Source organism: Microbulbifer sp. GL-2, assembly GCF_007183175.1.
In the GTDB taxonomy this organism is placed as follows: Bacteria; Pseudomonadota; Gammaproteobacteria; order Pseudomonadales; family Cellvibrionaceae; genus Microbulbifer.
Genome location: NZ_AP019807.1, coordinates 222,911 through 240,734, shown reverse-complemented (window position 1 = coordinate 240,734; position 17,824 = coordinate 222,911). Strand labels below are relative to the sequence as shown.

Annotated in this window: 15 protein-coding genes; 13 read left to right on the top strand and 2 right to left on the bottom strand. The window is 50.1% G+C overall.

Annotated features, from left to right (window positions below; all coding sequences use genetic code 11):
• Window positions 1-453: 453 nt before the first annotated feature.
• From GL2_RS01060 to GL2_RS01025, 8 genes are all read left to right on the top strand, one after another.
• A complete protein-coding gene (locus GL2_RS01060) occupies window positions 454-2,838 on the top strand; it encodes a DUF1631 domain-containing protein (RefSeq protein ID WP_143728888.1) in 2,385 nt (794 codons plus the stop codon).
• Between the two features lie 169 nt (window positions 2,839-3,007).
• Complete coding sequence (gene ampD / locus GL2_RS01055; protein WP_143728887.1) at window positions 3,008-3,568, top strand: 1,6-anhydro-N-acetylmuramyl-L-alanine amidase AmpD; 561 nt, start codon at window positions 3,008-3,010, stop codon at window positions 3,566-3,568.
• Window positions 3,569-3,708: 140 nt separating this feature from the next.
• Window positions 3,709-4,584 (top strand): regulatory signaling modulator protein AmpE, encoded by an 876-nt coding sequence (ampE, locus tag GL2_RS01050; protein ID WP_143728886.1) that lies wholly within the window; start codon window positions 3,709-3,711, stop codon window positions 4,582-4,584.
• Between the two features lie 224 nt (window positions 4,585-4,808).
• Window positions 4,809-6,209, top strand: coding sequence for an aldehyde dehydrogenase family protein (locus tag GL2_RS01045; RefSeq protein ID WP_232053726.1), 1,401 nt, complete (start codon window positions 4,809-4,811; stop codon window positions 6,207-6,209).
• Between the two features lie 108 nt (window positions 6,210-6,317).
• Window positions 6,318-7,304 (top strand): threonine/serine dehydratase, encoded by a 987-nt coding sequence (locus tag GL2_RS01040; RefSeq protein ID WP_143728884.1) that lies wholly within the window; start codon window positions 6,318-6,320, stop codon window positions 7,302-7,304.
• Between the two features lie 17 nt (window positions 7,305-7,321).
• A complete protein-coding gene (locus GL2_RS01035; RefSeq protein ID WP_143728883.1) occupies window positions 7,322-7,897 on the top strand; it encodes a YbhB/YbcL family Raf kinase inhibitor-like protein in 576 nt (191 codons plus the stop codon).
• Between the two features lie 95 nt (window positions 7,898-7,992).
• Complete coding sequence (locus GL2_RS01030) at window positions 7,993-9,360, top strand: AmpG family muropeptide MFS transporter (protein WP_143728882.1); 1,368 nt, start codon at window positions 7,993-7,995, stop codon at window positions 9,358-9,360.
• A 324-nt stretch (window positions 9,361-9,684) separates the two neighbouring features.
• Window positions 9,685-10,962: an AmpG family muropeptide MFS transporter gene (locus GL2_RS01025; protein WP_143728881.1), complete on the top strand. Its 1,278-nt coding sequence runs from the start codon at window positions 9,685-9,687 to the stop codon at window positions 10,960-10,962.
• A gap of 38 nt (window positions 10,963-11,000) precedes the next feature.
• Here the strand turns inward: GL2_RS01025 and GL2_RS01020 are convergent, their stop codons facing one another.
• On the bottom strand, window positions 11,001-11,336 hold the full coding sequence (locus tag GL2_RS01020; protein ID WP_143728880.1) for an MGMT family protein: 336 nt from the start codon (window positions 11,334-11,336) through the stop codon (window positions 11,001-11,003).
• A 232-nt stretch (window positions 11,337-11,568) separates the two neighbouring features.
• Between GL2_RS01020 and GL2_RS01015 the strand changes: the two genes are divergently transcribed.
• Both GL2_RS01015 and GL2_RS01010 read left to right on the top strand, forming a co-directional pair.
• On the top strand, window positions 11,569-12,600 hold the full coding sequence (locus tag GL2_RS01015) for a YdiY family protein (protein WP_143732747.1): 1,032 nt from the start codon (window positions 11,569-11,571) through the stop codon (window positions 12,598-12,600).
• A gap of 84 nt (window positions 12,601-12,684) precedes the next feature.
• Window positions 12,685-13,446 (top strand): SDR family oxidoreductase, encoded by a 762-nt coding sequence (locus GL2_RS01010; RefSeq protein WP_143728879.1) that lies wholly within the window; start codon window positions 12,685-12,687, stop codon window positions 13,444-13,446.
• A gap of 338 nt (window positions 13,447-13,784) precedes the next feature.
• Here GL2_RS01010 and csrA read toward each other — a convergent pair whose 3' ends face one another.
• Complete coding sequence (gene csrA, locus GL2_RS01005) at window positions 13,785-13,973, bottom strand: carbon storage regulator CsrA (RefSeq protein WP_143728878.1); 189 nt, start codon at window positions 13,971-13,973, stop codon at window positions 13,785-13,787.
• A gap of 1,710 nt (window positions 13,974-15,683) precedes the next feature.
• Between csrA and GL2_RS01000 the strand changes: the two genes are divergently transcribed.
• The 3 genes from GL2_RS01000 (at window position 15,684) to GL2_RS00990 (ending at window position 17,807) form a co-directional block, all read left to right on the top strand.
• Window positions 15,684-16,109: an SRPBCC family protein gene (locus tag GL2_RS01000; RefSeq protein ID WP_143728877.1), complete on the top strand. Its 426-nt coding sequence runs from the start codon at window positions 15,684-15,686 to the stop codon at window positions 16,107-16,109.
• Between the two features lie 67 nt (window positions 16,110-16,176).
• Window positions 16,177-16,659: a hypothetical protein gene (locus GL2_RS00995; protein ID WP_143728876.1), complete on the top strand. Its 483-nt coding sequence runs from the start codon at window positions 16,177-16,179 to the stop codon at window positions 16,657-16,659.
• Between the two features lie 290 nt (window positions 16,660-16,949).
• Window positions 16,950-17,807, top strand: coding sequence for a hypothetical protein (locus GL2_RS00990; RefSeq protein ID WP_232053725.1), 858 nt, complete (start codon window positions 16,950-16,952; stop codon window positions 17,805-17,807).
• Window positions 17,808-17,824: the final 17 nt, after the last annotated feature.

Genomic DNA, 17,824 nt, shown 5'->3' with positions numbered 1-17,824 from the left:
AAACAGACCGGCTTTGGGTCGCCCAGCGAATCTGTACGGTTACTACTGTGCACAATTCTCAGGTAGCAGCTGCCCCCACATTTCGCTGTGACAAGCGTCTCAAATATGTCGCTAAAGTGTGTAACTGAGGTTGGTAACACGAGTAGAATCGGCGGAGTGAGAGAATCGCTCTCTGCGGGAGCCGTCGCTGAATTCGTTAGTCAAATTGACTATATTAATGCGTTTAAAACCTGAGCAAAATCAAGAAGTTGTTAGATTTGTGGGTGCATTATCTCGAAAGAATTTTGTCAGTGGTGCACCCGTGTGGTTATTGAACCTTGTGGGCAGCCAATATTGAGGGCGGCGGCAAGGTAAACAGCAGGGCCTGGTGAATTACGATGGCTTACCCAGCCGAAAAGAATTCAGCCAGTTAGTGCGCAAAACGCCGGTCGGCATGCGAAGGACCTCTTGGAAATGAGTGAATCCAGCAAGGTAGTTTCCCTTTCAGAGAAAAGTGCGAGGCGCAATAGCGCTTCTGTGGGTAAGCCCGCGGTACTGCCCTCGACGGTTGCGCTGTTAAAGGAAAAAGCCAGTGCCCAGCTGTTTGAACGCGTCAAGGCGCTGTTTGGCAAGGTGGATGATTCACTTTTCTCAATGGCGGAGCGGGCCCACGGCCAGGAAGAGCAGGATGGATTGTTCCAGGCGCTGCGTCTGCTGCGAGTGGAGCGACGTAATATTGCTGAACGCTTTGTCAGCAATGTGCAGCGCGCTTTCCAGATCCGCCAGGAGGAGCAGGCCGAGCCAGCCTTTGCCCCGGACAACCTGTCCCTGGTACACAATGACGACCTCGAGCAACTGGTGGCCGCCGATACCATGGTGGCAAATGCCAAGCGCGATTTCGCCGAGCCGCTGACGGAATTGTGCCTGCGCCTGGATACTCTCTATGCGGTAAAGGTATACGACAAGAACAATCCGCTCGGCCCGGATGTGATCTGCGACGCATTTGTGGAGGCTATCCAGGAGCTGGACCTCTACATCCGCGCCCGCCTGACGCTGCTGAAAAAATTTGAGCAGGTCGTTATGCAGCACCTGCGGGATTTTTATGAATTCTGCAATCAATTGTTGGTAGAGCAGGGCGTGTTGCCCTCGCTGCGGGAACAGCAGCGCGCGGCGCGACAACGCCCGGTCTACCCGGCAGGGCGCGGTCCCGGCAATCCGGCGGCGGTTCCTGCCGCTGGTGTTGGCAGCGGCGCAGATGGCACTGCCCAGGTCGCACAGGGCGTCCCTGTCAGTGGTCACTTTGCCCCGGGGCTGGTGCCGGCCACTGCGGGCATGGCACCCATGCCCGCTGGGGATCTGCTCACTCACCTGGGTGCTATGCAAAGCGGGGCTCATTACCAGGATTCCGGTCAGGCCCAATTGTTGAATGTTGGCGATCTGCTGCAGCAGCGCCTGGTGGACTCAAACCAGGCAGCTTCGCTGGCAAAAGTGGATAGCGATGTTATCAAGCTGGTGGAAATGCTGTTTTCCTTTATTTTGGAAGATCGCAGTCTCGCCACACCGATCAAGTCCCAACTTGGCCGCTTGCAGCTGCCGCTGCTCAAGGTTGCGATTGCCGACAAATCATTCTTCAGTAAAGGCGGCCATCCCGCGCGCAAACTGCTTAATGAGCTTGCCGATGCTGCGACTGGCTGGCAGGCCCCTGATAACTTCGAATCCGATCCTTTATACACTGAGATCTCACTGATCGTAGAGCGGGTTCTCAGTGAGTTCGATCAGGACATCAATATTTTTGCCACGCTGCTGGAGTCTTTGCGCGAGTTTATTATTCGCGAACGCAAGCGTGCGGAAATGCTTGAGCGCCGGGTTGTTGATGAGGCCGATGGCCGGGCAAAAACCCAGGCTGCACGCGCCCGTGTGGCTGCGGTAATGGATGCACTGGTAGCCGAGCGGGACCTGCCGCCAGTGGTCCAGGACTGGCTACAAAAAGTCTGGAATAACGTCTTGTTCCTCACCTGTGTGAAAGAGGGCACTGAGAGCGAGGCCTGGAGTCGCGATGTGCGCACAGCACGTGATCTTGTATGGAGCGTGCAGGCGCCAATGCCAGATTCCCGCAAGCAACTACTGAGCCTGTTGCCGGTTTTACAGGAGCGTTTGCGCGAGGGTATCGAAGCCCTCTCCTACAATGCCTTCGAGGCGCGTTCCATGTTTGCTGGGCTGAAGGAAATTTATCGCGATCGCTTTGCCTTGGCGCAGCGTCTCACTGAGGAGCGGGATCAGCAGGTTAAAGAGCAGGTGGCCCGTGAAGTCAAGGCGGCTGCCGCGGCGGATCAGGCAGCGGAAATTCCCCAGGCACTCGTCGCCGAGTCCCTTCCCGAAGAAGCCGCTGTTTCAGAAGCTGCTGAGCCGCAGCCGGTTGTCGATATAGATATCGAACCGGTAGCCGAGGAGACCCTTGACGCGCAGGAAGTGGCTGTACCACAAATGGAGGAGCTGGAGCAGGCTGTAGCCCGGGCGGAGGTGGCGGCAACCTCCAAGGAACAGGAAGGGCTCGCAGCCCTCAGAGAGGATGACCCCCATTGGCAGATGACTTACCGCTTGGCACAAGGTAGCTGGTTTGAGTTGAAGCGTTCCGAAGAGGAGCAGTTCCGCTGTCGCCTGGCTGCTGTTATCCGCGATATCGACCAGTTTATTTTTGTGAACCGCAATGGCGCCAAAGTGGCAGAGTTTGCTCGTCTGGAGTTGGCCCATGCACTGCGTTCCGCACAATTATTGCCGTTGGACGACGGTATGTTGTTTGAACGCGCTCTGCAGTCGGTTATCGGCAACGTACGCAAGAAGCGCAGCGAACAGCGTTAAGTTTGACTATAGGTTTCTCCGATTCCCGACAGACCCTTGTCTGTGGCTCGCTTCTGTCGCGATAGCTATCTAAAGCGATTGGCATATCGATCAACGCTTCCATAGAATGGTAACTGCTGAAGCCCTGGGATAGATCGGGGTGGTAGTGCGTTGGAACGGAGATCGCAGATTGAAATACCAAGTGGATTCTGGCTGGTTATCCGGAGCGCGTCGGGTTCCCAGTCCTCACTGCAACAGCCGGCCCGCAGACTGTCCAGTGGATCTTTTGGTGGTCCACAGCATCAGCCTGCCACCGGGGCAGTACGGTGGCCCCTATATCGATGCTTTTTTCCTGGGCCAGCTGGATATTGATGCACATCCCTATTTTGCAGAGATTGCTGCACTGCAGGTCTCAGCACACATCCTTATTGATCGCGACGGTATCGTCACCCAATATGTGCCCCTCGACAGGCGTGCCTGGCACGCGGGAAAATCAGAATTCAAGGGGCGCGGCAACTGTAATGATTTTTCCATTGGGATCGAACTTGAAGGCTTGGATACGGATATTTACACTGATGCCCAGTACCACGCGCTGGCAGAAGTGAGCGCGGCCATTATGCAGGCCTATCCCGCCATAGGTGTAGATAGAATAGCCAGCCATTCCGATATAGCACCTGGGCGCAAACTGGACCCTGGTCCCGGCTTCGACTGGGAGCGCTACCTGAACGAACTTGACAGGCTTGTTGAGTAGACACTTATTCAAGTGACGCTGGTATTACCATCCTTATGACCTTTAAAATCAAACCGCCAATGTGAGAGGCGGGCGGATTCCCTTTGCGCTGCCCCTTTGGCGGTACACCTTATTTTGTCTATGGCTGACGCGGCATCACTATGACTTTGCTAATTGTTTTATTCACTTTGGCTTTGGTACAGATTTGGGGCTCTGGTGAGCCTTTACACCGCGATGGATGGTTCGATAAATGGTGTGCGCGAATAGCTCAGATACCAACGCTGCAGGCCAATGGAGGCCTTTTGCTGGGGGCCAGTATTCTACCTCCTGTTTTGTTGGTGGCGCTGTTGATGGCGGTTGTAGAGTCCAGCGCAGGCGGTTTGGGTGTGCTTTTACTTGGCGTGCCACTGTTACTTTATTGTCTGGGGCGGGGCAATTTTAACGATACCCTGAGTACCTACCTGCGCAGCTGGTACCGGGGTGACCTGAAAGGCGCTACGGAAGCTGCTGCCCCTCTATTGCAGGATATCCACGAAACACCAGCCGATGGTAAGTGCCTGCATGAACAGGTCTTTCGCGGAGCTGCCTACAGTGCTTTTGAACGGCTCTTTGCTGTGCTTTTCTGGTTTATTTTACTCGGTATACCGGGCGCTCTATTGTTTCGCCTGAGTGCACTCTTTGCAGAGCGGGCCCGTGAGACACAGTGGGAGGCAACTACAACCCACTGGCTTTGGCTATTGGAGTGGCTGCCGGTGCGTATCATGGGGCTCAGTTTCGCCATTGTGGGTAATTTTGCCGGCTGTTACCGGGCTTGGCGCCAGTGCCTGATGTGTCGCGAGAGGGATACCGCGCAAGTTCTTGAGGCCTACCTCGAAGGCGCGCTGGGGGGAATTGATGCAAGTGAGTGCAGCGCTACTGCCGACCTCTCCCAGGTCCAGCGCCAGAGTGGCGCAGAAATTGAGGGATTGCAGTCCCTGCTTTCCAGAACTTTGCTGCTGTGGATTACTGTTCTGGCATTGGCGGTCTTGTTTGCCTGATACCTTGTTTACCTGGTACAGGGATGCCGCTCTGCACCAGCCAGTCTGAGTAAATTGTTCTCAATTTGATTCATTTTTTAGGAATAATTCCAGGGTCTGCTTGACTTTTAACCACCTTTCCAGATGATTGCGCCCGCAGCAGCACACCGGGGATCACCGGGTAGCGGGCAGCTTATACTCATTGAGGGAAGAAGGGTTTGAATGTTTCATTACTGGAAGTGCAAATGTTGTCAGATCTGAGTGCTGCAGATGAAAGGGCCTCCGCGGCAATAGTCGCTGGGTTAAGAGCATATTTCCGCAGTGGAAGCACTGCTGAGCTGGCCTGGAGGCGGCGCCAATTAAGCCAGCTGCGCAACATGCTTTCTGAAAATGAAGCGCGTTTTATTCAGGCCTTGCAGCAGGACCTGCACAAGGCTCCCCAGGAAGCCTACCTGACCGAGATTTCATTTCTTTATAGCGATATTGACCACACTCTGAAGCATCTTAAAAAGTGGGCTCGACCTCGTAAGGTCTCTTCGCCACTACTCACCCAGCCTGCGAAAAGCTATATACAGCCGGAACCCCTCGGTGTGGTGTTGATCATCGGGGCCTGGAATTACCCACTACAGCTTTTACTGTCGCCCCTGGTGCCAGCCATTGCTGCCGGGAACTGTGCAGTAGTCAAACCTTCAGAGCTATCCCCAGCAGTTTCCCACCTGGTTGCGGAGCTGTTGCCCCAATATCTGGATAATGATGCTTTTGCCTGCGTTGAGGGAGGCGTGGCCGAAACTACGGGCCTTTTGGAGCAGCGCTGGGATCACATCATGTACACCGGTGGTGGCCGTGTTGCCAAAATCATCATGAGTGCAGCGAGCAAGCACCTGACACCGATAACCCTGGAACTCGGTGGCAAGAGCCCCTGTATTGTGGCCGATGATGCGGATATCGACGTGGCCGCGCGGCGCATAGCCTGGGGCAAGTTCACCAATGCCGGGCAGACCTGCATCGCTCCAGATTATGTGCTTTGCACCAAGCATACGGCCGACCGACTTGTTCCCGCGATCCAGCAGGCGGTGCGGGACATGTTTGGTGAAAACCCGCGTCAAAGTACTGACTATGGACGCATAGTGAATACCCAGCACACACTGCGGCTGGCAGATCTGCTCGGCGCTGGAGAAGTGATTTTTGGCGGTGATGTGGATGTGGATGAGCGCTATATGGCACCAACTCTGATGCGCTGTGTAAATTTGCAATCACCGGTGATGCAGGAGGAAATTTTTGGCCCGCTGCTGCCGGTCATTGAACTGGATGACTTTGGAAAAGTGGAGACATTTGTCAACGAACGTGAAAAGCCGCTCGCGCTGTATGTCTTTACCCGCAGTGATGCCATTGCCGAGCGGATTCTTTCACGCTGTAGTTCTGGCAATGCCTGCGTTAATGACTGCATGATGTTTATGCTGGCCCAGGATCTGCCATTCGGTGGGGTGGGTGCCAGTGGTATGGGCTGTTATCACGGTGAGCATGGATTTAGAACCTTCAGCCACTACAAGGCAGTGATGAAGCGCAAGAATATTCTGGATGTCGACCTGCGTTATGCGCCCTATACCGAGCGAAAGTTCAAGTGGTTGAAAATGCTGCAGCGATAGTATGGCCAAGAAATTTACAGCAAGTTATTGGTGAAAAGGGAATTTTGCTGGTTTTTAGGGACGCTGAATTGGTACATTCGACAATAAATTTAGAAGACCAACAGAGCCATGCCCTCGGATAGCAACGACCTGCCAACCAGTGCTGATATTTTTTGTGCTGCACAAACTGTCTCCACAACCGTCCATCGAACTCCCCTGATAAGCTCACAACTGCTCAATCAGCTGGGTGGTGCCAATCTTTGGTTCAAGTGCGAGCATCTGCAAAAAGTGGGTGCGTTTAAAGCGCGTGGCGCTACCAATGCACTTTCTCTCCTACCTGAAGGAACTGAATTGGTGGCCACCCACTCCTCTGGTAATCATGGCGCGGCCCTGGCTTGGGCTGCAGCGGAACAGAGCCTGCCCTGTATTGTTGTTATGCCGGAAACAGCACCGAATGCGAAGCGCGCGGCTGTTGAGGGCTATGGTGCGAAAATAATTACTTGTGGTCCCAGCCTGGCAGACCGGGAAGCGGCACTGCAAAAAGTGGTACAGGAAACGGGTGCCCATATAGTGCCGCCCTATGACGACAGCCGGATTATTGCAGGGCAGGGCACGGTTGCCTTGGAAATTGTGCAGCAATGCCGAGAGCAGGGCTTTACCCCCGATGTGATTGTGGCTCCTGTGGGAGGTGGCGGTTTGCTCGCTGGTATTGGCCTGGCGATGGCTGCGCTGGCTCCGGATGTACTGGTAATCGGTGCCGAGCCAGCCGGTGCGGATGATGCCCAGCGCTCCCTGCGCGGCGGTGTCCATATTACTACCCAGCAGCCAAACACCATTGCTGATGGACTCCGTACCACTCTCGGGCAACGAAACTACAAGGTGATTCGCCGTACTGTGCGGGATATTGTGACAGTTTCGGAAAGTGGTATTGTGCGGGCAATGCAACTATTGTGGACTCGCACCAAGCAAATGGTTGAGCCCTCTGCGGCAGTAGGGTTTGCGGCCGTACTTGAGCATGGTGCGCGTTTTCGCAACAAAAATGTCGCGGTTGTATTGACCGGTGGCAATATGGATCTGGGCAAGGTCTCAAACCTGTTTGCCAGTGTCGAAGAATAAAAGTGAGAGTATTGGATATGAACCTAGGATTTCACTGCTTGAATTACCGCAAGCTAGCCAATTACTTTGTAGCATCAGTATTTTTTCTGGTGGCTGCCGCCTCCCAGGCTGGGCAGCTGACACTCTCTTCCGCTTCATTGAAGCCCGGCAAAAAAATGCCGTTAGCCCATGTATATGCTGGCTGTGGTGGAGAAAACCTCTCCCCACAACTGAGCTGGGAAGGTGCCCCGGAAGGCACCAAAAGTTATGCGATAACGGTTTACGATCCCGATGCGCCAACGGGCAGTGGTTGGTGGCACTGGGTAATCTTTAATATTCCGGCAGACGTTACCAGCTTGCCAGAGGGCGCCGGTGACCTGAAGAATGGCTTGATTCCCGAAGCCGTTCAGGGTCGCAATGATTACGGAAACCCCGGATATGGCGGCGCCTGCCCACCTAAAGGACACGGTGACCACCGTTATCGCTTCCGCGTATATGCTCTGAAAGTGGATTCTTTGCCGCTGGATGAAAATGCATCTCCTGCAAAAGTGGGCTTCAACGTGAATGCCAACAAATTGGCAGAAGCAGAACTTGAAGTTCTATGGGGCCACTGAGTTAAGTCGCCTCTTAACTATTGGCCAATACGCAGGCAATTTGTCTGCGTTGACTCGTTATGGTCGGTTACAGGCCACCAAGAGAAAGGTAGATTATGTCTCAGCAGCAACTAACATGGGGGCAGGCATTAAGGGCGTACCTGAAGCCCCGTGTGCTCACCATGTTTTTCCTGGGCTTTTCTGCCGGCCTTCCACTTTTATTGGTATTTTCTACCCTGACCGCCTGGCTGCGGGACTACGGTGTTAGCCGAACAGCGATTGGTTTCTTCGCCTGGGTGGGAATCACCTTCTCGATCAAGGTGCTCTGGGCACCTATTATCGACTTTTTGCGCTTGCCTTTTTTTACCGACAGGCTGGGTAAACGTCGTGGCTGGATGCTGGTATCCCAACTGGGTATCGCTATTGGCCTGGTGGGAATGGCCAGTGTTAACCCCCAGCTCTCCCTGATGCATGTGGCGTTGCTCGCCTTGTGGGTTGCTTTCTGCTCGGCTTCACAGGATGTGGCAATCGATGCTTATCGAATAGAGGCTATGGATGATGACTATCAGGGTGCCATGGCTGCCAACTATGTATTTGGTTACCGGGTCGCAATGTTGGTTGCTGGGGCTGGATCGTTCTTAATTGCTGATCATTACAGTTGGTCTAGTGCTTATCTTGCGATGGCGGCTTTGATGGGAGTTGGGGTTATTACCACCTTGATAATTGCGGAGCCCGATCATAGCAAGGTGAACAAGGAGGCCGATGAACTGCAGAGCGAGTGGGCGGAGCGCCTGTTGGGCAAGGGGGAGCACAGTCGACTAAAGCAGTGGTTTATTCGGGCCGTAGCCTGTCCCTTTATTGAGTTTTTCAAGCGTAATGGTCGCTTTGCATTCGTATTATTACTGTTTATCGGTATTTTTCGCTTGAGCGATATTGCGATGGGGGTGATGGCCAATCCCTTCTATTTGGATTTAGGTTTCACCAAAACGGAAATCGCAGAAATCAGCAAGCTGTTTGGATTCTTCTGTACGATTGTCGGCTCTTTTCTCGGCGGACTTTTAGTGGTGCGCTATGGCGTCTTGCGCCCCCTGATCCTCGGAGCGGTGATGGTTGCCTGCACCAATTTACTGTTTGCCCAGCTCGCATTGATTGGGCCCGATAAGGCATGGCTTGCCCTAGTGATCAGTGCAGACAATATCAGTGGGGGTATCGCCAACGCTGTTTTAGTCGCCTATCTTTCCAGTCTCGCCAATAAGGCATACACCGCCACTCAATATGCGTTGTTCAGCTCCCTGATGACCTTGCCTGGCAAATTTATCAGTGGTTTCTCCGGAATTGTGGTGGATGCCCAGGGTTATGCTCACTTCTTTGTTTACGCTGCGATAATGGGTATTCCTGCCATCTTGCTCTCTATCTATTTTTGGAGGCGGGAACAGCGTGAGTGGGGAGAAGAAGAGTCACAACCCAGTTCTGGAACGACGTGAAGATAGTCCTTTGGTGCCCCGTGAGCTGCTCAGTTTAAGGTAGCTCTACTGCAGGGGCGTAGGCCTTGCGATTGAAGTGACCCTCCCTGTATTTCAGCTGTAAACCCTCTCTCTATTCCTCATCGGATAAGTGCCCCTCTGCGGGCATTTTCTCTGTCTTGTGTCTATGGTGGTTGTATTGCTTTTCCACTTGAGACTGGCGCTATTTTTGATTTCCCACGCAAGTCCCGGAAGTGCTCTGGCGTCACTATTGGCCACCTATACGGTGGCCGGAGAGAGCCATAGTCTCCCTGAATGATAATCTGCAAATAAAAGCGACAAACTATGGCCCACGAAACAGTTCGGGAGGCGGTATTCAACCGGCGCATGCTGATCTGTATCGGTACTGGCTTTTCCTCCGGAATGCCGCTTTTTGTACTGATTCAGTTGGTTCCGGCCTGGCTGCGTTCCGAGGGCGTAGACCTGGCAACTATTGGCATTTTCGCCCTGCTGGGGTTGCCCTACACCTGGAAGTTCCTGTGGGCGCCGTTAATGGAGCGTTACGCCTTCCCGCTTTTAGGGCGGCGCCGCGGCTGGATGTTGGTGATGCAATTGCTGCTGATTGTTTTTATCGGCACCTTGGGCATGTTCAGTCCGCAGTTCAATATCTGGACGATTGCTGCTCTGTGTTTTGGCGTCGCTTTTTTCAGCGCCAGCCAGGATATCGTCTTGGATGCGTTTCGGCGGGAAATATTGCCGGATCATGAGTTGGGACTTGGGAATTCCTTTCATGCTAACGCCTACCGGGTCTCAGGCCTGATACCGGGTTCTCTCAGTCTTATTCTTTCGGATCACCTGGCCTGGAATCAGGTATTTTGGATAACCGCATTATTTATGTTGGTTGCAGTATTCATGACCTTGATGGTTTCGGAACCTCAGCACCCGGCTGCGCCACCCAGGACACTGCGCGAGGCGATCGTATTGCCGTTTGTAGAGTTTTTTAATCGCAATGGGGTAAAACATGCTGTGCTGGTACTCGCCTTTATGTTTCTTTACAAACTCGGCGATAACATGGCAACGGCATTGGCGACGCCGTATTACCTGGATATGGGTTACACCAATACAGATATTGGCATTGTGGCTAAAAATGCAGGGCTCTGGCCCGCGGTGATCGGAGGATTTTTCGGTGGGTTATTGATGGTACGTATTGGGATCAATAAGTGCCTGTGGATATTTGGTGTTGTTCAGTTGGTGTCTATTTTCGGGTTTATGATTTTATCCGAGGCCAACGGAGATCTGGTGGGAACACCGGGCTTTAAGCCGAGTCTATGGTTGCTGGCAATCGTGATTGCTTTTGAATACTTGGGCGTTGGTCTCGGCACGGCGGTATTTATCGCTTTTATTGCCCGAACAACCAGTAAATTGCATACGGCTACCCAGTTTGCCCTGTTTACTGCACTGACCTCGCTACCGAGGACTTTTGCCAACGCCTCTACCGGGTATCTGGTTGAAACTGTAGGTTGGACCAATTTCTTTCTTTTGTGCGCTGTGCTGGCAATTCCGGGGATGCTACTGCTCTTTTTTGTCGCCCCTTGGAATGGTGATGCTGCAGAGGAAGCCTGAATCCTACCTGAGATGGTTGTTTTCCTGGCTTGGGTTGCTCAGGGTTTCCAGCGATACTTGGCCATATCCACGCGGCCCTTCAGCAAGATAATACCCTCATGTTCAAGGCGTTTACGCTGCCGGGAGGCTCCGGGTTCGGGCAGCGAGATCCGCCCCTGGGCATTGATCACCCTGTGCCAGGGGAGCTTGGTATCTTTAGGCAGTTTTCTTAAAATTTGACCTGCTAGTCGAGCTGCCCGGGGATATCCTGCCATTTCAGCAAGGTCCCCGTAAGTGACCACCCGGCCAGAAGGGATCGAGGCCAGAACCCGGTATATTCTGGCGAGTGCGCTGCTATTTGTTTCTGGAGCGTTGAAAGGGGGTTCTACAGGCACAAAATCCTCATTTCTTTGTGAGTTACTATATTTTGCCGCCAGTTTGCCGTATTTGTCGACGAATAGGCTATATAAGAGCTCTTATGAAAACCGGGGCATCATAGTGTTGCAGCGCAAAAGGGGTAGTAATGGCGTGCCACATTTGTGACAGTTGTGGCATTATTGTCCTTTGAATAGCGCTTTTTATCGCGATTTTGGCCGTAAGCACATCCAGAAACTTCAAGGTTATCCTGTGGTTCTATCGACACAAATTTCCCGAATTTTTGCCCGAACACTTCTCTGCCTTGCCCCCCTGCAGGTATCTGCGGGCGTACTCACCCTTGAAAATGGCGATCGTATTCAGGGTGAGCTGGTTCTCGTAGACACAGAACAAGTGGTATGGAAGTCCGAAACCTTTGGCGAGGTGAAGGTGGATAAATCCCAGGTGGTATCCATGGATGTGGATATTGACCTGAAGGTTGCCGGGCGCGAAGAACCCTGCACTCTTGCGGGCCACCACCAGGAGCAGTGGGAACTGTATTGCGCAGAAGGGGGTGGTTGGTTAATCGATTTCCCAGGTGTGGAACGCGCAGAACCCTATCCGCATTTTGTCAGTAACCCGATGGCATTCAAGGGTAATGTAAGTGCAGGAGGGGTCTTTGAGTCTGGTAACCGCGAGCGGGAAGACCTGGATGCGAATATCAACCTGGATATACGCTATGGTGATTTCCGACACCTGATCGGAGCTCTATACCAAAACCAGGACAGTGAAGACGATGGGGCGCTGGAAAAGTACCAGCTGGCCTATGACCTGCGCTGGATTTTCGCAGAGAAGTGGTTTGCTGTAGCAAACACCGCCTGGGAACATGAGGAAGCGCGGAACCTGGACCTGGGTACTACCATGGGTCTCGGTCTCGGTTACCAGTTTTTCGAAACAGACAAGACAGAATTTTCGCTGGAAGGTGGTATCAGTAGTCTGCAGGAAGATTTTATTGATGCGGAATTAAGTGAGAATCAGGACGACCAATATGTGGCGGGTCGTGTTGCGCTGGATTACCGTTATAAATTTTCCCTGGGACCGGAAATCTATTTTAATCAGGAGACATTACAGTCTTTTGATCACAGTGATGACTACCAGGCAAATGCCACGGTGGGAGTACGTACCCCGCTGGTTGAGGGCGTACTGATGGAAATTGGCTACCAGTGGCAGTATGACAATACACCATCGCTGGAAAGTGAAAAAGAAGATACTAAAGTAACCGTCGGCGTCGGTTATCAATGGTAATACCCTGAAGGTATAGCTGTTGATAAATCGGGAAATCAGGCGTTAAAGAAATAAAATTAAAAAAGTTCAGATGAGGAGTTCATTATGCAGATTGCCGGCAGTATTGTGGCGATTACCGGTGCGGGCCAAGGGTTGGGAAGAGCCATGGCTGTTTATCTGGCGGAGCGCGGAGCCCGCTTGGCACTGATTGATGTCAACGAAGAGGGTTTAAAGGAGAGTGTTTCCTCCTGCGAACAGTTCGGCGTAGAAGCGCGCAGTTACGTGATGAATGTCGCCAATGAAGAGGAAGTTGATAAAGGCTTTCTGCAGATTGCTGAAGATTTTGGTGGCATACAGGTATTGATCAATAATGCCGGTATTATGCGTGATGGCATGTTGCTTAAGTGTAAGGAAGGAAAGGTTACTGACCGTATGTCCCTGTCCCAGTGGCAGTCGGTAATCGATGTAAACCTGACCGGTGTATTCCTTTGTGGCCGCGCTGCTGCTGGCATCATGGCAGAAAGCGGCAAGGGCGGAGTGATGGTGAACATCTCCAGCCTATCCCGTGCCGGCAATATGGGGCAGACAAACTATTCTGCTAGTAAGGCCGGTGTTGCCGCCATGACAGTAACCTGGGCCCGTGAACTGGCCCGCTATGGTGTGCGTGTAGCCGCAATTGCCCCCGGCTTTATCGGCACAGATATGGTTGCGCAAATGCGTCCGGAAATTCTGGACAGCTTGGTGAAACAGGTGCCTCTGCGACGCCTGGGCGAACAGGATGAGGTGGCTTCAACTGTGGCGTATATCCTGGAAAATGACTATTTTACCGGCCGAGTCATAGATATTGATGGCGGTGCACGTATTTAGTGATTAAGTAATTCCAGATAAAAAAGGGTGAACATTGTTCGCCCTTTTTTATTGCCTTTCCAATAGAGATCTAGGGCATTTCTTGTAAAACAAGTAAGCCAAAAAAGAGATGGTAATCGTGACAAAGATGGATGCCATTTCATAAAATATGATTTGATCCAGAGATAAATGGAAGTCCCATGCCCCGAGATAAAATATGTTTCCAAGGAGGAACCGCTTACATGGGAGCAAGCGCTTTTATAGTAAATTGAATAGCAGTGAATGCATCCGCTAATCAGTTTGTTGCTCTGCCTCACGGGGGCTCCCGGTGAGATCTCATTTCCGAAAAAAATTGTTCCTCAATGAGTTCCATTCTCGAGTTCCTGCTCTTTTTGGATGCGTATATAAATTTCTTCACGATGAACGGGTAGGGATTTGGGTGCATGGATTCCTATTTTTACCTGGTTACCCTTAACCTCCAGAACTGTAACTGAGACATTGCTTCCGATTCTTAGGTTCTCGCCAGTCCGGCGCTTTAAGATCAACATAAACATTTCCCTTTGAGACATGAATCATGGGTGGGTACTCCCCAATGGGGTGGCCAAGAAAGTAATGCTTAAAGGGAGTGTGAGGCGGGGCACGAGAACGGTAGGCACAGAAGAAGAAAAGGCGGACGTAACGCTCCCAGAGCCTGGAGAATCGCCCCAAGCTACTGAGTCTATACCACTTTATTGAAGACGAGTGGGTTTCTAGCGTACTATGCATATAGCCACTTTGATAGTGTGATTATCAATTTGGTTAGCTGGCCCCTGGTGGTGCAACACCTTGGGTCAGCGCCTTTTACTTACTCTTACGTCACGCTACCGTTCTCCTTTGAGAGGGGGTTCTTTTAGGGAATTCTTGGAGCTTCTTTCTGGTATGGGCTTTGCAGAAGCTTGTTAATCACAAATCATGATACTGGTAAATATTTATCGATTTTACGCAGTTTTGAAATGAAAAAAACTTAATAATATCCAATAAGATAATTTTAGCGCCTATATTTTATTATTCACTTGCTTGGAAAAGTTGAATTACCTATTGAAGGGGGGAATAACAAACATAGCCGGCTATGTACCAAACCTCGGCCACAGGCAACTCTTCCCTGCAAAAGTAGCCTCGTACCAAGTCGATGACATGCTGCATCTTGATAGATTTAAAAGCATCTTTGTCGATGCGGAGTTTTTATTATTGCCAATACTTAGAATCTGCCAGTCGATCTCAGAGAAATGTGAGGCTGCATGTCGATACCGGTCTATCCAATATTCAATGATCGAGGTTTTATAGGGGGTTAAGTAAGAAGAATCACTTTATCCAGTGAGCATAGGTTTACTCTATTCGGTACGATATCCCCTTTTTCGAATATACTGACACAGCATATCCATAAATCTATCAGTTTTAGCCGCTAATCTGTGAAAAATATCCTTAGGAGCGCTCCTCTTGTGCTGCATTGATATACAGTATTTGCCATTTTTATCTGCTGTAAACATCAAGTGCAGTGTTGTGTCGTGCGGTTAGGGATGAATATATTTTTTCCCTAAAATTCTCTGGAGGCAATGTCTGGTCAATGCACAACAGGTGACTATGCCTTTCGTTAATTATTTTCAGCTCTCTGTAAATAAGAGGAAGGTGGGCTATTTTCTCACGTATGAAAATAGGGTAGTGAGGGCGCGATGTCGTCTGCCTCAAAGATAACATACCCTTAATAAAGGTGCCGCCGCTGTGATTCGTAGAGGCGGAGGCTTAGGAAGCGGCTTCCATCCTTGGAGAGGCTACTTTTTTATGACCCGAAAAGCTCATTTTTTGTTCTTTTTGGGTGTGGGCATAGGTTTCTTCACGGTGCGCGGATAGGGGGATGTCGGAGGGAATTCCCATCAAAGGCGCCCACAAGTTATTAGTTAAGGGAGTTTTGACAGTTGAATCTCGCTCTGCATATCAGAATTCAAGAGCAGCCTCTTCTATTCCTGGAAGAAGATCGATAACTCATTGATTCGTAACGACCTCCCATAAAGATATATAGCAGCGAAAATATAGAATTATATAGAAGCTGCTATATATCTTTTTTAAAACATCTGTGCCAGTTAAGGGTAACTTATTGATCTTCAACGCCTTTTTGGACGATCTTGGTTGGCAGGCTTTGGAATTATAGAGAAGGGTGATATAAAGATGCTGCTTTTGAATTAACTGTTAGTTGCCCGCAAAGATTAAAGTTAGGAGAAAGAATGAAGATCACGATTGAGACAGAAGTAAATGCACCACTTCCTGTTGTTTGGGATGCTTGGGTTAACCCTGAAGACATTGTCCAATGGAATTTCGCACTAGATGAATGGTGCTGCCCTAAGGCAGATATAAATCTGAACGTAGGTGGAACATTTAACTATCGAATGGAAGCAAAAGATGGGTCTATGGGTTTCGATTTCGAAGGTTCCTTTACCAAAGTTTCACCTAGGGAAAGGATACATTTTACGCTTGATGATGATCGAGCTGTAATTGTTGAATTTACTGAAACGGCGAACGGAGTAAGAGTTGTTGAATCTTTCGAGGCTGAGGATGAAAACGCAGCAGAGCAACAAAAGCAAGGCTGGCAAAGCATCCTTAATAATTTTAAACGCCATGTTGAAAGTAAAAGCAACAAACAAGGCCATTAACTACGCGTCTTCGGCGCCGGACGCTCACCCCTCGCGCCGGTTGTGGCGGCGTTAGCAGTCACGAATAATGAACTTTAGTAGTCACCAAAACAATTTGATCTCAAAGATTGAGAGTGCTCTTTCCAAGAGTAAGGTTGGTCTTGTAAGTGACTTCAAGCCCATACTTAGCCAAGCTAAATCTTTGTATAAAACAGATGACTTTGATTTTTGGCTTAAGACTCTTGGGGAAACAGAAATCGATCAATTGCCTATGACCAACTGTGGCCATAAAGAAGCAGTTGGAGCTAGTAAGTGGCTGCGAAAGGAAAACAAAAATCGAGTAAAAGGAACGATTCTCTACATTTGTGAGTCATTATTTACCTATTCTCACGAAGATGAAAATTGTGAACTGCAAGGTATCTTTCATTTCTATTACAGCACTTCCGAGAAGTGTATCTTTAAAAAGAGTGAAATGGGTATCCTTGAGGGTGTAAGCGAGGTAGAGCCTGGTTCATACCGTATTGCAAAGGCTTCTGAACTAGATATACAGGTTGGTGAGCTATATGCGTAGCCCCACTGCCTACAAGGTGCTGTTGTCGAACAATTTTTCCGCTGCACTCCAAACTTGCCGCAAAGCACGGCGTTAAGTTTCCGAGCTGGGAACCGTTACTTATGAGGAAATATGACATGATGAGTCTTATATTCATTTTGGTCCTTACGAGCATGATTATTTGTGCTTCGATCGCGCGAAAACGTCATTTAAATGGATTATTCTGGGCTTTTATAGGGGGACTTCTAGGGCCTATCGCCATTCCATTTGCCTTGGTCGCAAAACAAAAAAATGATGGGGTTTAGGTAAGGATGCTTTTTTCTAGAATTCGGTCGTCACGGTCTATTTATGGTGCCCTTGCTATCGCTTTTTCAGCTTTAGTTGGCTGCTCAGACTTTTTTCCTGTGGAGAGGCAATCTCCAGCAAAAGAAGACTTTTTAACTTTGGGCGGAGATGATCGGATTCTGTACAAGGAAGGGATGGAAGACCAAGCTTTACTGATTCGGAATGTGCTAGATGAAAAAGTCAAAGATATCGAAATAGTGCATGGAAAACCATTCATCAATCCGCCAGTCGTTCATCTTTGCGATACAAGGGAGTGCTTTGCTAAATATACAGGAATTGATAGCGGTATTTTAGCTGCGGTGAGTTCGAATGGCTTATTTTTAAAGTCTTATGTAGTCACTCATGAAGATTATTCACGATGGCTGGCACATGAGTTATCACATTTGCACCTTCGTCAACAAATATCGACCTTCAGAGCCAGTTTTATACCTCAGTGGTATCAGGAAGGTTTGGCTACGTTTGCATCGAATGGCGGTGGAGCTAATAAGGTTAGCCGAAAAAAAGCCTTAGAGTACATTTATAACGGAAAGCACATAGTCGTGGTAGACGAAAGTTCTCTTTTCAGCGACCCTTGGCCTTTAAACTATGTTGTGGCGAATGATGATTGGCCTAAACCTTGGTACCAGCAACATATGAACTACCGGCAGGCTTCCCTATTCTATGAGTTTCTGCACCCAAATGGCGGGATTGAGCTTATTCGTGCTCTGGAAAATGGGGAGACATTCAACGATGCATTCAAATCAGTTTACGGTAAAAGTCCAGAAGAAATGTTTGCTATTTACAAGAGTAGTCTAACTAAAAATAAGGTTCACGAAAACATTTAACAAGTGACTATGGTTCT

What these genes read in the sequence shown, in the direction of transcription:
- csrA (WP_143728878.1), bottom strand. Translation starts at nt 13,973, where the DNA reads ATGTTGATCTTAAAGCGCCGGACTGGCGAGAACCTAAGAATCGGAAGC.
- GL2_RS00995 (WP_143728876.1), top strand. Translation starts at nt 16,177, where the DNA reads ATGAACTTTAGTAGTCACCAAAACAATTTGATCTCAAAGATTGAGAGT.
- GL2_RS01040 (WP_143728884.1), top strand. Translation starts at nt 6,318, where the DNA reads ATGCCCTCGGATAGCAACGACCTGCCAACCAGTGCTGATATTTTTTGT.
- GL2_RS01010 (WP_143728879.1), top strand. Translation starts at nt 12,685, where the DNA reads ATGCAGATTGCCGGCAGTATTGTGGCGATTACCGGTGCGGGCCAAGGG.
- GL2_RS01035 (WP_143728883.1), top strand. Translation starts at nt 7,322, where the DNA reads ATGAACCTAGGATTTCACTGCTTGAATTACCGCAAGCTAGCCAATTAC.
- GL2_RS01000 (WP_143728877.1), top strand. Translation starts at nt 15,684, where the DNA reads ATGAAGATCACGATTGAGACAGAAGTAAATGCACCACTTCCTGTTGTT.
- GL2_RS01030 (WP_143728882.1), top strand. Translation starts at nt 7,993, where the DNA reads ATGTCTCAGCAGCAACTAACATGGGGGCAGGCATTAAGGGCGTACCTG.
- GL2_RS01025 (WP_143728881.1), top strand. Translation starts at nt 9,685, where the DNA reads ATGGCCCACGAAACAGTTCGGGAGGCGGTATTCAACCGGCGCATGCTG.
- GL2_RS00990 (WP_232053725.1), top strand. Translation starts at nt 16,950, where the DNA reads ATGCTTTTTTCTAGAATTCGGTCGTCACGGTCTATTTATGGTGCCCTT.
- ampE (WP_143728886.1), top strand. Translation starts at nt 3,709, where the DNA reads ATGACTTTGCTAATTGTTTTATTCACTTTGGCTTTGGTACAGATTTGG.
- GL2_RS01060 (WP_143728888.1), top strand. Translation starts at nt 454, where the DNA reads ATGAGTGAATCCAGCAAGGTAGTTTCCCTTTCAGAGAAAAGTGCGAGG.
- GL2_RS01045 (WP_232053726.1), top strand. Translation starts at nt 4,809, where the DNA reads ATGTTGTCAGATCTGAGTGCTGCAGATGAAAGGGCCTCCGCGGCAATA.